Annotated in this window: 11 protein-coding genes; 10 read left to right on the forward strand and 1 reads right to left on the reverse strand. The window is 73.2% G+C overall.

The features are described 5' to 3' along the window. Positions 1 to 349 precede the first annotated feature (349 nt). Positions 350 to 631, forward strand: coding sequence for an HU family DNA-binding protein (locus tag ACF07S_RS03855; protein ID WP_043372451.1), 282 nt, complete (start codon positions 350 to 352; stop codon positions 629 to 631). A 108-nt stretch (positions 632 to 739) separates the two neighbouring features. On the opposite strand, the gene murA is transcribed toward ACF07S_RS03855, so the two are convergent. Beyond that, the gene (murA, locus tag ACF07S_RS03860; RefSeq protein ID WP_391962429.1) at positions 740 to 2086 is read right to left on the reverse strand and encodes a UDP-N-acetylglucosamine 1-carboxyvinyltransferase; all 1347 of its coding nucleotides are present in this window, start codon (positions 2084 to 2086) and stop codon (positions 740 to 742) included. A 256-nt stretch (positions 2087 to 2342) separates the two neighbouring features. Here murA and ACF07S_RS03865 point away from each other — a divergent pair, with 256 nt between their 5' ends. The 9 genes from ACF07S_RS03865 (at position 2343) to ACF07S_RS03905 (ending at position 13938) form a co-directional block, all read left to right on the forward strand. Then, entirely contained in the window at positions 2343 to 2915 is a 573-nt protein-coding gene (locus ACF07S_RS03865) for a YqgE/AlgH family protein (RefSeq protein ID WP_391962428.1), read from the forward strand. A 30-nt stretch (positions 2916 to 2945) separates the two neighbouring features. After that, positions 2946 to 3242 (forward strand): DUF3039 domain-containing protein, encoded by a 297-nt coding sequence (locus tag ACF07S_RS03870; protein ID WP_391962427.1) that lies wholly within the window; start codon positions 2946 to 2948, stop codon positions 3240 to 3242. Between the two features lie 222 nt (positions 3243 to 3464). Then, positions 3465 to 4757 (forward strand): extracellular solute-binding protein, encoded by a 1293-nt coding sequence (locus tag ACF07S_RS03875; protein WP_391962426.1) that lies wholly within the window; start codon positions 3465 to 3467, stop codon positions 4755 to 4757. Continuing rightward, entirely contained in the window at positions 4754 to 5743 is a 990-nt protein-coding gene (locus ACF07S_RS03880) for a carbohydrate ABC transporter permease (protein ID WP_391973356.1), read from the forward strand. Before ACF07S_RS03875 ends, ACF07S_RS03880 begins: the two co-directional genes overlap by 4 nt. 29 nt (positions 5744 to 5772) lie before the next feature. Further along, positions 5773 to 6618, forward strand: a complete 846-nt coding sequence (locus ACF07S_RS03885) for a carbohydrate ABC transporter permease (protein ID WP_391973357.1) — start codon at positions 5773 to 5775, stop codon at positions 6616 to 6618. A 19-nt stretch (positions 6619 to 6637) separates the two neighbouring features. Continuing rightward, positions 6638 to 8281: a beta-N-acetylhexosaminidase gene (locus ACF07S_RS03890; RefSeq protein WP_391973358.1), complete on the forward strand. Its 1644-nt coding sequence runs from the start codon at positions 6638 to 6640 to the stop codon at positions 8279 to 8281. 322 nt (positions 8282 to 8603) lie between these two features. Further along, positions 8604 to 9497, forward strand: coding sequence for an FAD binding domain-containing protein (locus ACF07S_RS03895; RefSeq protein ID WP_391962423.1), 894 nt, complete (start codon positions 8604 to 8606; stop codon positions 9495 to 9497). Continuing rightward, positions 9494 to 11626, forward strand: coding sequence for a 2Fe-2S iron-sulfur cluster-binding protein (locus ACF07S_RS03900; protein ID WP_391973359.1), 2133 nt, complete (start codon positions 9494 to 9496; stop codon positions 11624 to 11626). The genes ACF07S_RS03895 and ACF07S_RS03900 overlap by 4 nt, the downstream gene beginning before the upstream one ends. Beyond that, positions 11623 to 13938, forward strand: coding sequence for a xanthine dehydrogenase family protein molybdopterin-binding subunit (locus tag ACF07S_RS03905; RefSeq protein ID WP_391962421.1), 2316 nt, complete (start codon positions 11623 to 11625; stop codon positions 13936 to 13938). The genes ACF07S_RS03900 and ACF07S_RS03905 overlap by 4 nt, the downstream gene beginning before the upstream one ends. Positions 13939 to 14040: the final 102 nt, after the last annotated feature.

Genomic DNA, 14040 nt, shown 5'->3' on the forward strand with positions numbered 1-14040 from the left:
ACCGGCGCGTCGTGGAACCCGTACGTCCTGGCAGCCCTCTAGGGTGGCGGCCAGACCCGGGCTCGGGCCCCTGCTGTCTGCTGCCGGAAGCGGACGGAGCGTCACCGCGTCGGAGGCCGTGGCGCTCGTCGTGTGACTCCCTCGGGTGCTCTCACGGACTCCTGCGGGTTCCGGATTGGCTTTACCGCCGCAGGTAGAGGCAGGATGCGTCTCTGGGCGCGAGGGTCTGACGACGGACCCGGGTCCGGGGACTCACCGAGGAACCTGGCAGCATCGGCTTCGCCGTGCCCGACACGCGGCCTGGCCGCGTGGCACGCCGCAATGGCAAGAAGAACACGGGAGTAACAACATGAACCGCAGTGAGCTGGTGGCCGCGCTGGCCGACCGCGCCGAGGTGACCCGTAAGGACGCCGACGCCGTGCTGGCCGCGTTCGCCGATGTCGTCGGCGACATCGTCTCCAAGGGCGACGAGAAGGTCACCGTCCCCGGCTTCCTGACCTTCGAGCGCACGCACCGTGCCGCTCGCACCGCGCGCAACCCGCAGACCGGTGAGCCGATCCAGATCCCGGCCGGCTACAGCGTCAAGGTCTCCGCGGGCTCCAAGCTGAAGGAAGCCGCCAAGGGCAAGTGATCCTGCTCTTCGCGCACCCCGGGAGGGCGCGCGAGGCACGATGACAGCGAAAGGGGCGGCCACCCCGGTGGGGGTGGCCGCCCCTTTCGGCGCTTCCGGCACCCCGCGTCAGGCCAGGGCCCTGCCGGGGAGTTCCACCTTCGCGCCGAGCTTCATCAGCTTCTCCATGAAGTTCTCGTAGCCGCGGTTGATCAGGCCGATGCCGTGCACCCGGGACGTGCCCTGGGCGGCGAGGGCGGCGATGAGGTAGGAGAAGCCGCCGCGCAGGTCGGGGATGACCAGGTCGGCGCCCTGCAGCCGGGTGGGTCCGGAGACGACCGCCGAGTGGAGGAAGTTGCGCTGGCCGAAGCGGCAGTCGGAGCCGCCCAGGCACTCGCGGTACAGCTGGATGTGCGCGCCCATCTGGTTGAGCGCGGAGGTGAAGCCGAGACGGGACTCGTAGACCGTCTCGTGGATGATGGACAGGCCCGTCGCCTGGGTCAGCGCGACCACCAGCGGCTGCTGCCAGTCCGTCTGGAAGCCGGGGTGGACGTCCGTCTCCAGCGCGATGGACTTCAGCTGCCCGCCGGGGTGCCAGAAACGGATGCCCTCGTCGTCGATCTCGAACGCGCCGCCGACCTTGCGGTAGGTGTTCAGGAACGTCATCATCGAACGCTGCTGGGCGCCGTGGACGTAGATGTTGCCCTCGGTCGCCAGCGCCGCGGACGCCCAGGAGGCGGCCTCGAGGCGGTCCGGGAGGGCGCGGTGGGTGTAGCCGCCGAGCTTGTCCACACCGGTGATGCGGATGGTCCGGTCGGTGTCCATCGCGATGATCGCGCCCATTTTCTGCAGGACGCAGATCAGGTCCTCGATCTCCGGCTCCACCGCCGCGTTGGACAGCTCGGTGACGCCCTCCGCGAGCACCGCCGTCAGCAGCACCTGCTCGGTCGCGCCGACGGACGGGTACGGCAGCTGGATCTTGGTGCCGCGCAGCCGCTGCGGGGCCTCCAGGTACTGGCCGTCCGCCCGCTTCTCGATCGTCGCGCCGAACTGCCGCAGCACGTCGAAGTGGAAGTCGATGGGCCGCCCGCCGATGTCGCAGCCGCCCAGACCGGGGATGAACGCGTGCCCGAGCCGGTGCAGCAGCGGGCCGCAGAACAGGATCGGGATCCGCGAGGAACCCGCGTGGGCGTCGATGTCGGCGACGTTGGCGCTCTCCACGTACGTGGGGTCGAGCACCAGCTCGCCGGGCTCCTCGCCCGGCAGGACCGTCACACCGTGCAGTTGCAGCAGGCCCCGTACGACCCGGACGTCACGGATGTCCGGAACGTTGCGCAGACGGCTCGGAGCGCTGCCGAGCAGCGCGGCCACCATGGCCTTCGGTACGAGGTTCTTCGCACCGCGGACACGGATCTCGCCCTCCAGCGGGGTCCCGCCGTGGACAAGCAGTACGTCTTCAGCGCCGTTGACGGTCATGAATCTCGCGTTCCGTATGGGGAGTGGGGCAAGGGCCAGAAGGGAAAGGGTAATCGCCTCCGGCCCTCCTTCCGTAAGCCCGCGGCGGGCGTGGGGACGTCAGGGCTCCGTCACAACACGAACCGTTCCGCGGCGGCCACGGAAGGTCACCGCCGCCCCCGTGCGCCGGGCATGCTCTCGTCCGCCCTGAGCTGCATTCACTCCCGTACCCCCATTGCCTCCCCATGCGCGCGGGAGATGCGGGATCATGTCTGGCATGACCGAGGTGTCCTCGCTCACAGGGCGGCTGCTCGTGGCCACGCCCGCCCTGGCGGACCCGAACTTCGACCGCGCGGTGGTGCTCCTCCTCGACCACGACGAGGAGGGCTCCCTCGGTGTCGTCCTCAACCGTCCCACCCCGGTGGACGTCGGCGACATCCTGGAGGGCTGGGCGGACCTGGCCGGCGAACCCGGCGTCGTCTTCCAGGGCGGCCCGGTGTCGCTGGACTCGGCCCTCGGTGTCGCCGTCGTCCCGGGCGGGGCGGCGGAGAAGACCGCGCCCCTGGGCTGGCGCCGGGTGCACGGCGCGATCGGACTGGTCGACCTGGAGGCGCCGCCGGAGCTGCTCGCCTCCGTCCTCGGTTCCCTGCGGATCTTCGCCGGATACGCCGGCTGGGGCCCCGGCCAGCTGGAGGACGAGCTGGTGGACGGTGCCTGGTACGTCGTGGAGTCGGAGCCCGGCGACGTCTCCTCCCCGTCCCCCGAGCGGCTCTGGCGCGAGGTGCTGCGCCGGCAGCGCAACGAGCTGGCGATGGTGGCCACGTATCCGGACGACCCTTCGCTCAACTGATGGGCGTGAGCTTCAGTACCCTTGGCTGTTATGAGCACTCTTGAGCCCGAGCCCGAGCGCGGGACTGGTACGGGGACCCTCGTCGAGCCGACGCCGCAGACCTCCCACGGCGACGGCGACCACGAGCGCTTCGCCCACTACGTCCAGAAGGACAAGATCATGGCGAGCGCCCTCGACGGGACCCCCGTCGTGGCGCTGTGCGGCAAGGTGTGGGTGCCCGGCCGCGACCCGAAGAAGTACCCGGTGTGCCCCATGTGTAAGGAGATCTACGAGTCCATGGGCGCCGGTGACGACAAGGGCGGCAAGGACGGCAAGGGCGGCAAGTAGCCCCCTCCCCTCCGCCGGACCCGTGCGAAGGCCTCCGGGGTGCGTTTTGCGCACCCTGGGGGCCTTTTGTGTCGTCCGTGCGCCGTGCGGGCCGCGTCCGCCGGTCACAGAGTGGTTGAGACCTCTTGTGGCGCGGTTCACCCAGTCCTTAGCCTCCGGTGTGTTGTGCACAGCGAAACCGCCATTGCGTATGTTGCAACGCGCCTTCGGAGGAGCAACTCCATGAAGCTGTCCGCCCGCCTGGTCGCCGTCGCGGCCGTCCTCGCCACCGCCGCCTGCGCGCCCCAGACCTCCGGGACCTCCTCCTCCGACAAGGACGAGAAGACCGGAACCCTGCGCGTCTGGCTCTTCCAGGAGGTCGACAACGGGCCCAAGGAAAAGGTCGTCGACTCCGTCCTGGCCGCGTTCGAGAAGGCGCACGAGGGCACCGAGGTCACCGTCGAGTACATACCCGTCGAGACCCGCGCCCAGCGCATCAAGGCCGCCTTCAACGACCCCGGGTCGGCGCCCGACCTCGTCGAGTACGGCAACACCGACACCGCCGGCTATGTGAAGGACGGCGGACTCGCCGACGTCACCCGGGAGTTCGCGGCCTGGGACGAGGCCGAGGACACCGATCCGACCGCCAGGCAGTCGGTCACCGTCGACGGCAAGGTGTACGGCGTCCCGTACTTCGTCGGCGTCCGCGCCCTGTACTACCGCACCGACGTGTTCGAGGAACTCGGCCTCGACGCCCCGAAGACCCAGGCGGAGCTGATCTCCACGGCCAAGGAGATCCGCGCCGCGAAGCCGGGGATGTACGGCATCGCCGTCGGCGGCGCCTACACCTACGGCGCGATGCCGTTCATCTGGGCCCACGGCGGCGAACTCGCCACCGGAAAGGGCGGTTCGTACGCCTCCGCCATCGACGGCGCGGACGCGCGCGCGGGCATCGAGGCGTACACCTCGCTCTTCGGCGACGACAACTGCCCCGCCGCCAAGTGCGCCGGGATGGGCGGCAACGACACGGTGACCGCCTTCGCCTCGGGCAAGGCGGCGATGGCGATCGGCGGCGACTTCAGCCACGCCGCCGTGGAGGCCGGCACGGTCAAGGGCAAGTACGCCGTCGTGCCGCTGCCGGGCGTCGAGCCCGGCTCCGTCGCCCCCGCGTTCGCGGGCGGGAACAACCTCGGCGTGCTGAAGTCCACTTCGCACCGCACCCTCGCCGTCGACCTGATGAAGCGGCTCGCGTCGAAGAAGGCACAGGGTGAACTCTTCGCGGGCATGGGCTTCCTGCCCACCTTCTCGGACGTACGGCAGCAGGTGGCCGCCGAGGAGCCCTTCGTGAAGCCGTTCGTGGAGACGCTGGCCGCCGGCACGAAGTTCGTGCCGGCCTCGCCGGCGTGGGCGCGGATCGACTCCTCGCTGGTGCTGCCGACGATGTTCCAGGAGATCGTCAGCGGCAGGAAGGACGTGACGGCCGCCTCGCGGGACGCCGCGAGGAAGATGAACGAGGCGTTCGGCGCCGCCGGATGACGGCGCCCGTGACCCCGGGGGCCGTGGAGCGGCGGCGGGTGCGGATGGGCCGTGGTCTCCCGCGCCCGCGCGGCGGCAGCCGTGGATCCGACACCGCCCCGCGCCCCGCGGGACGGCCCTCCGGCACCCCCTGGTTGTACCTGGCGCCCGCGCTCGTCGTCCTCGGGGGACTGCTCGCCTACCCGATCTACCAGCTCGGGCTGATCTCGCTCTTCCACTACACCCAGGCGCAGGTCAGCGGCGGGGAGCCGACCACCTTCGAGGGGTTCGGCAACTACGCCGCGCTCTTCGCCGACGAACAGTTCTGGCAGGTGCTGCTGGCCACCGTGCTGTTCGCGGCGGCCTGCGTGGTCAGCACCCTGGCCGTGGGCTGCGCGCTCGCCGTGCTGCTCACGCGGGTGCGGGCCGTGCCCCGGCTCGCGCTGATGCTGGCCGCGCTCGGCGCCTGGGCGACCCCGGCGATCACCGGCTCCACGGTCTGGCTGTTCCTGTTCGACGCCGACTTCGGCCCCGTCAACCGGGTGCTGGGCCTCGGCGACCACTCCTGGACGTACGGGCGGCTCAGCGCCTTCTTCCTGGTACTGCTCGAAGTGGTCTGGTGCTCCTTCCCGTTCGTGATGGTGACGGTGTACGCCGGCATCCGCGCCGTACCCTCCGAGGTGCTGGAGGCCGCCGCCCTGGACGGCGCCTCGCAGTGGCGCATCTGGCGCTCGGTGCTCGCCCCGATGCTCCGGCCGATCCTGGTGGTGGTCACCATCCAGTCGGTCATCTGGGACTTCAAGGTCTTCACCCAGATCTACGTCATGACGAACGGCGGCGGCATCGCGGGCCAGAACCTGGTCCTGAACGTCTACGCCTACCAGCAGGCGTTCGCGTCCTCGCAGTACGGCCTCGGCGCGGCGGTCGGCGTGGTGATGCTGCTCGTCCTGCTCGCCGTGACGCTGGTGTATCTGCGGCTGCTGCGCCGCCAGGGGGAGGAACTGTGACGCTCGTGGGCCGGAACCGGGAACCCCGGGTGAATCCTGTGCGCCGGTTCGTCCGGCGGCCGGGACGGCTGGCGGCCGAGACGGCGGCACTGCTGACCGCCGCGGTGGTCGCCTTCCCGCTGTACTGGATGGTGCTGAGCGCCTTCAAGCCGGCCGGGGAGATCGAGTCGTCCGAGCCGCGTCCGTGGACGCTGGCGCCCACGCTGGACTCCTTCCGGCGGGTGTTCGGACAGCAGGAATTCGGCCGGTACTTCCTCAACAGCGTCGTCGTCGCGGTCGCCGTGGTGATGGCCTCGGCGCTGATCGCCTTTCTCGCCGCGACGGCCGTGACGCGATTCCGGTTCCGTATGCGGACTACCTTGATGATCATGTTTCTGGTGGCCCAGACGGTGCCCGTGGAAGCGCTGACGATCCCCTTGTTCTTCCTCATGCGGGACTTCGGTCAGCTGAACACGCTGTGGTCGCTGATCCTGCCCCACACCGCGTTCTCGCTGCCGTTCGCGATCTGGATGCTCAGGGGGTTCGTGAAGGCCGTTCCGGAGGCGCTGGAGGAGGCCGCGTACATCGACGGGGCGAGCCGCGCCCGCTTTCTGTGGCAGATCCTTTTCCCGCTCGTCCTGCCCGGTCTGGTGGCCACGAGCGTGTTTTCCTTCATCTCCGCCTGGAACGACTTCCTGTTCGCCAAGTCCTTCATCATCAGCGACATCTCGCAGTCGACCCTGCCGATGGCGCTGCTGGTCTTCTACAAACCCGACGAGCCGGACTGGGGCGGGGTCATGGCCGCGTCCACCGTGATGACGATTCCGGTACTGGTCTTCTTCGTACTCGTACAGCGGCGTCTGGTCTCCGGACTGGGCGGCGCGGTAAAGGACTGACGTGTCGGAAAGGACTGATGTGACCGAACTGATTCCAGCGCCCCGCAGCGTCGTCGCCGGCTCCGGTGAGGTGCGGCTGACGGCGGATTCCCGGCTCCACGCCGGTTCCGGGACGGAGGGCGTCGGCCACTGGCTGCGCACCGTCCTGCGGGAGGCGACCGGCCTGCCGCTGCGCGAGGGGCGGGAGCCCGGCGACGCGGACGGCGACGGCATCGTGCTCCGGCTCGGCCCCGGGCTCGGCCCCGAGGCGTACCGCCTCGTCAGCGACGGGAGGGGCGTCCTGGTCGAGGGCGGCGGCGCGGCCGGGGTGTTCCTGGGCGCCCAGACGCTCCGGCAGCTCCTCGGCCCCGACGCGTACCGCCGGGCCCCGCTCCGCCGCGACCGGGTCTGGACGGTGCCGCACGTCGCGATCGAGGACGCGCCCCGCTTCCGCTGGCGCGGACTGATGCTCGACGTCGCCCGGCACTTCATGCCCAAGGAAGGCGTGCTGCGCTATCTCGACCTGATGGCGGCGCACAAACTCAACGTCCTCCACCTCCACCTGACGGACGACCAGGGATGGCGGATCGAGATCCGCCGGTATCCGCGGCTGACCGAGGTCGGCTCCTGGCGCGCCCGGACGAAAATCGGCCACCGCGCCTCACCCCTGTGGGACGACAGGCCGCACGGCGGTCACTACACCCAGGACGACATCCGCGAGATCGTCGCCTACGCCGCCGAGCGCCATATCAGCGTCGTCCCGGAAATCGACGTGCCCGGCCACTCGCAGGCCGCCATCGCCGCGTATCCGGAACTCGGCAACACCGATGTCGTCGACACCGCGTCGCTGACCGTGTGGGACACCTGGGGGATCAATCCGAACGTACTCGCCCCCACGGACGGCACCCTGCGCTTCTACGAGGGGGTGCTCGAGGAAGTCCTGGAACTGTTCCCGGCGGACGCCGGCCCGTTCTCGCCGTTCGTGCACATCGGCGGCGACGAATGCCCCAAGGACCAGTGGCGCGCGTCGGACACCGCGCGGAAGCGGATCGAAGACCTCGGACTCGCGGACGAGGAGGCGCTCCAGGCCTGGTTCACCGGGCACTTCGAGAGCTGGCTCGCCGCGCGGGGGCGCCGGCTGATCGGCTGGGACGAGATCCTGCAGGGCGGCCTCGCGCCGGGCGCCGCGGTGTCCTCCTGGCGCGGCTACGCGGGCGGGGTCGCCGCCGCCCGGGCGGGGCACGACGTGGTCATGTGCCCCGAGCAGCAGGTGTACCTGGACCACCGGCAGGACGCGGGCCCCGACGAGCCGGTGCCGATCGGGTACGTGCGCACCCTGGAGGACGTCTACCGGTTCGAGCCCGTGCCGGCGGAGCTGACGCCCGGGGAGGCCGGGCGGATCCTCGGCACCCAGGCCAACGTGTGGACCGAGGTGATGGAGGACCAGGGGCGCGTGGACTACCAGACGTTCCCCCGCCTCGCCGCCCTCGCCGAGGTCGCCTGGAGCGCCCTGCCCGCCCCCGCCGAACGGGACTTCGCCGGCTTCGAACGGCGCATGAGCGCCCACTACCGGCGCCTGGACGCCCTCGGGGTCGCCTACCGGCCGCCCACCGGGCCCCTGCCCTGGCAGCGGCGTCCGGGCGTGCTGGGACGCCCGGTCGACGGCCCGCCGCCGAACCGGTAGCCCGCGCTCCCCTGGGTCCCGGCGCGGGTGACCCGCCGCCCGCCCGGGACCTCGAACGGGCCCCGCGCACCCGTTCGCCCGGAGCCGAACGGACCGTGCGACACGGGGACGGGGGTCAGCGAGGGGTGCCATGGTGAAAACGCGCCGGTGAAGACGGGTGAAACCGGTCACCTCCCGGGCGAGGCGGGCGAATGCCTCCTAGCGGACCCCCGTCTTCGGCGCCTGCCAAGATGTGCCAGAGTTGCCACGTCCGCCCTGTCAGCACGTACCGTACGGCAGCACAGGTGGGACCAGGTGGGGCAGCGGGAAGGGGCAGCCGGTTTTGAGCACGCACGCACCGCGGACGGCGCAGGCCGTGACGCTGCCCACGACCCTGGACGAGGCGGTGGCGGTCCTCACCGCCATGCCCGCCGCCGTGCCCGTCGCGGGCGGCACCGACCTGATGGCCGCCGTCAACTCCGGGCAGCTCAGACCCGCCGCGCTGGTCGGCCTCGGCCGGATCAGCGAGATCCGCGGCTGGCAGTACCTGGACGGGCACGCGCTGCTCGGCGCCGGTCTCACCCACGCGCGCATGGGCCGTCCCGACTTCGCCGCCCTCATCCCGGCGCTCGCCGCCTCCGCGCGGGCCGCCGGACCGCCGCACATCCGCAACGCCGGAACCCTGGGCGGCAACATCGCCTCCGCCGCCCCCACCGGGGACGCGCTGCCGGTGCTGGCCGCGCTGGAGGCGACGCTGATCGTCGCGGGCCCGGGCGGTGCCCGCCGCGAGGTCCCGGTGTCGCACCTGCTGGCCGGGATGGACCTGCTGCGCCCCGGTGAACTGATCGGCTTCGTGCGCGTGCCGCTGCTGCACGCCCCCCAGGTCTTCCTGAAGGCGACCGGCCGCACCGGTCCCGGCCGCGCGGTCGCCTCCGTCGCCCTGGTGCTCGACCCGGCCCGCCGCGGGGTGCGCTGCGCGGTGGGCGCCATCGCGCCGATGCCGCTGCGGCCCCTGGACGCCGAGCAGTGGGTCGCGCAGCTCATCGACTGGGACAACAACCGCGCGATCGTGCCCGACGCGCTGAACGCGTTCGGGGAGTACGTCGCCGCGGCCTGCATCCCCGACGCCGCACCCGGCGAGGACGGCACGGTCCCACCGCTTCCGCCCGGGGTACTGCACCTGCGGCGCACCGTCGCCGCGCTGGCCCGACGAGCACTGGGGAGGGCGCTGTCGTGACCGACGACCAGCACGGACAGGGAACGCCCCCGGGCGGCGGGCGCTGGGACCCGCTGCCGCAGGGCGAGTACGACGACGGCGCCACGGCCTTCGTGAATCTCCCCGAGGGGGGCATCGACGCCCTGCTGGACGCCATGGAGAGCCCGCTCGCCGCGCCCGGCCACGGCTATGTGCCGCCGCAGATAACGGTCACGCCCGCGACCGCCGCGGGCACCGACCCGGCGGCCCCCGGCACCTGGGCCGCGCCCGTCGACGGTGTCCAGTGGCACGATCCGCAGGCCGCCGAGGGGGGCGCGACGCCGGCGGACCGGTTCACGTACGACCCCGGTGCCGCCGGGCAGTGGGCCTACGAGGAGACCGCGGCGGAGAACCCCGCGCCGGGCCACGACGTCACCGGCCAGTGGTCGATCCCCGTCGCCGGCGGCGACCTGCCGGACGAATCGGGCGAGTTCACCACATCGGCCCTGGCCCAGCAGTGGGGCGGCACCCCTCCGGCCACCCTCCCGGGCGGCGCCCCGGCCCCCTGGGCCCCCCAGTCCATCGGCGAGCCGTGGGGTCCCGGCGTGCCGGGCGTCCCGCAGGAGCAGGACCGGCCGGACGATGGGTACGGCCTCGCGCACCAGCCGCCCGCCGGCCCGGACGGGTACGGCGTGCGGTCCGACGCGTCCGCCCCCGGGTGGCAGCTGGGCGGACACGCGCCCGAGCGGCCCGGCCCGGCGGACCACCTGCCGGACGCCGGTCCCGTGCCGGAGCCCTCCGGCTTCCCCGGTCACGCGCCGGAGCGGCCGGCGGACACCGCCGGAGCCGGGACCCACGGGGAACCCGACGGGGCCGGCGCCCCCGGTTCCCCGTCCGGCGCGGACCCGTACGGCGGGCAGCCGGCCGACGCGCCGGCGCCCGAGCCGCCGGCGGGCGAACACGCCCCCGGCGGGCCCGCGCACGACGGCCCCCGGTCCTCCGGCGCCCCCCAGCCGTACCCGGAGCCGCAGTGGCAGTCCGGCGCCGAGGCCGCGGACGGGGCCCCGGCCGGGCTCCGCGAGCACCCGCACCCCGGCGGCCAGGACGGCGCGGAGGCCGCTTTCGAGGCGGACGGGACCCCTGTGGCGCCGGAGGCCGCGGAAGCGGCTCCTGAGGCCGCCGAGGGCCCGGCGGAGCCCGCCGCCGCCCCCGCTCCCGGCGCGGAAGCCGGAACCGAAGCCCCCGAAACCGCCGAAGCCCCCGAAACCGCCGAGACCCCCGAAGTCACCGAAGCCCTCGAAGTCACCGAAACCGCCGAGGCCGCCACCGGCGACGACGCACCGGCGGCCGGCCCCGGGACCCCGGGCGCGGCCGACGGCCCGGACCCCGGGACGGAGTCCGGCGCTCCCGGCGAACCGGACACCTCGGGCGTGCCCGACGCCCCGCCCCACGACGACCACCCTCCGGCCACCTACGTGCTCCGCGTCAACGGCACCGAGCGGCCCGTCACCGACGCCTGGATCGGCGAGTCGCTGCTCTACGTGCTGCGCGAACGCCTCGGGCTGGCCGGCGCCAAGGACGGCTGCTCGCAGGGCGAGTGCGGCGCCTGCAACGTGCAGGTCGACGGGCGGCTCGTGGCGTCCTGCCTGGTCCCGGCCGCCACCGCGGCCGGCAGCGAGGTCCGTACCGTCGAGGGCCTGGCTCAGGACGGCCGGCCCTCCGACGTGCAGCGGGCGCTCGCCCGGTGCGGCGCCGTGCAGTGCGGCTTCTGCGTACCGGGCATGGCGATGACCGTGCACGACCTGCTGGAGGGCAACCCGGCCCCCACCGAGCTGGAGACCCGCCAGGCCCTGTGCGGCAACCTGTGCCGGTGCTCCGGGTACCGGGGAGTTTTGGACGCGGTCCAGGAGGTCGTCGCCGAACGCGAGGCGCACTCCGAGTCCCCCGGACCCGGCCAGGACGGCGAGGCGGACACGCCCCGCATCCCGCACCAGGCGGGGCCCGGCGCCGGCGGCGTCAACCTCTCGGCGTTCGGCGCCCCCGGTCACCGCGACCAGCCGCAGGGCCGGCCGCACGACCAGTCCCAGGACCAGTCCCATGACCAGTCCTACGACCAGCCCTACGACCAGTCCCATGACCAGTCCCACGGCCAGGACGGAGGCCAGGCGTGAGCAACGAAGCAGCCACCGCGCAGGCCGTGCAGGCCGCGGAGGCCGCCCCCGAGCCCGAACCGGTCCCGCACGGAATCGGCGCCTCCCTGCCGGCCGCCGACGCCCGCGCCAAGACCGAGGGCACCTTCCCGTACGCCGCCGACCTGTGGGCCGAGGGCCTGCTGTGGGCGGCCGTGCTGCGCTCACCGCACCCGCACGCGCGCATCGTCTCCATCGACACCACCCACGCGCGTGAGATGCCCGGCGTCCGCGCGGTGGTCACGCACGAGGACGTCCCCGGCACCCCGGTGCACGGCCGCGGCAGGACGGACCGCCCGGTCTTCGCCTCCGAGGTGGTGCGCCACCACGGCGAGCCCATCGCGGCCGTCGCCGCCGACCACCCGGACACCGCGCGGATGGCCGCCGCCGCCGTCATCGTCGAGTACGAGGTGCTCGATCCGGTGACCGACCCCGAACAGGCCTTCGAGGCCGAACCGCTGCACCCCGACGGCAACCTGATCCGGCACATCCCGCTGCGTCACGGCGACCCCGAGGCGGCCGGCGACGTCGTCGTCGAGGGCCTGTACCGCATCGGCCGCCAGGACCCCGCCCCGATCGGCGCCGAGGCCGGACTCGCCGTGCCCCGCCCCGACGGCGGCGTGGAGCTGTACCTGGCCTCCACCGACCCGCACGGCGACCGTGACACCGCCGCGGCGGCCTTCGGCCTGGCGCCCGAACGGGTGAAGGTCGTGGTCACCGGGGTCCCCGGCGCCACCGCCGACCGCGAGGACCAGAGCTTCCAGCTCCCGCTCGGCCTGCTGGCGCTGAAGACCGGCTGCCCGGTCAAACTCACCGCCACGCGCGAGGAGTCCTTCCTCGGCCACGCCCACCGCCATCCCACCCTGCTGCGCTACCGCCACCACGCCGACGCCGAGGGCAAGCTGGTCAAGGTCGAGGCGCAGGTCCTGCTCGACGCGGGCGCCTACGCCGACACCTCCTCGGAGGCCCTGGCCGCCGCCGTCGCCTTCGCCTGCGGCCCGTACGTCGTCCCGAACGCCTTCATCGAGGGCTGGGCCGTGCGCACCAACAACCCGCCCTCCGGCCATGTGCGCGGCGAGGGCGCGATGCAGGTGTGCGCCGCCTACGAGGCGCAGATGGACAAGCTGGCCAAGAAGCTCGGCGTCGACCCGGCGGAGGTGCGCCTGCGCAACGTCATGGCCACCGGTGACGTCCTGCCCACCGGCCAGACCGTGACCTGCCCGGCCCCCGTCGCCGAACTCCTCGAGGCGGTACGGGACTTCCCGCTGCCGCCGCTGCCCAAGGACACCCCGGAGGACGAGTGGCTGCTGCCCGGCGGCCCCGAGGGCGCGGGCGAACCGGGCGCGGTGCGCCGGGGCGTGGGCTACGGCCTGGGCATGGTCCACATGCTCGGCGCGGAGGGCGCGGACGAGGTGTCCACGGCCACCGTGCGGGTCCAGGGCGGCGTGGCGACGGTGCTGTGCGCGGCCGTGGAGACCGGCCAGGGGTTCTCCACCCTGGCCCGGCAGATCGTGCAGGAGACCCTCGGCGTCGACGAGGTCCACGTGGTGCCCGTCGACACCGACCAGCCCCCCGCCGGCCCGGGCTGCCGCGGCCGGCACACCTGGGTGTCGGGCGGCGCGGTGGAGCGCGCGGCGAAGATGGTCCGCACCCAGCTGCTCCAGCCGCTGGCCCACCAGTTCGGCATGTCCACCGAGCTGCTCCAGATCACCGACGGCAAGATCACCTCGTACGACGGCGTGCTGTCCACGACCGTCACCGAGGCCCTGGACGGCAAGGAACTGTGGGCCACCGCCCAGTGCCGTCCGCACCCGACGGAGCCGCTGGACGGGTCCGGCCAGGGCGACGCCTTCGTCGGCATGTCCTTCTGCGCGATCCGCGCGGTGGTCGACGTCGACATCGAGCTCGGCTCGGTGCGGGTCGTGGAGCTGGCGGTCGCCCAGGACGTGGGCCGGGTGCTGAACCCGGCGCAGCTGGCGGCCCGGATCGAGGCGGGCGTGACCCAGGGGGTGGGCGCCGCGCTCACCGAGAACCTGCGCACGCCGCGCGGCCTGGTCCGCCACCCGGACCTGACCGGATACGCCCTCCCGACCGCGCTGGACGCGCCGGACATCCACATCGTGAAGCTGGTCGAGGAGCGGGACGTGGTCGCCCCGTTCGGCGCGAAGGCGGTCAGCGCGGTGCCGGTGGTGACCTCGCCGGCGGCCATCGCCTCCGCCGTGCGGGCCGCCACCGGCCGCCCGGTGAACCGCCTGCCGATCCGTCCGCAGGCCGCGGTGGTGACCGGCGGCTGAGAGCCGTCGCGGACCATGGCCGTGACGGTTCCCGCGGCGGTCCCCGTGACGGTTCCCGCGACGATTGCCGTGGAGAGGCAACGCACGGGGGCCTCCGGGCGT

Origin of the sequence: Streptomyces sp. NPDC016640, from assembly GCF_043076215.1 — a bacterium.
Lineage (GTDB): Bacteria > Actinomycetota > Actinomycetes > Streptomycetales > Streptomycetaceae > Streptomyces.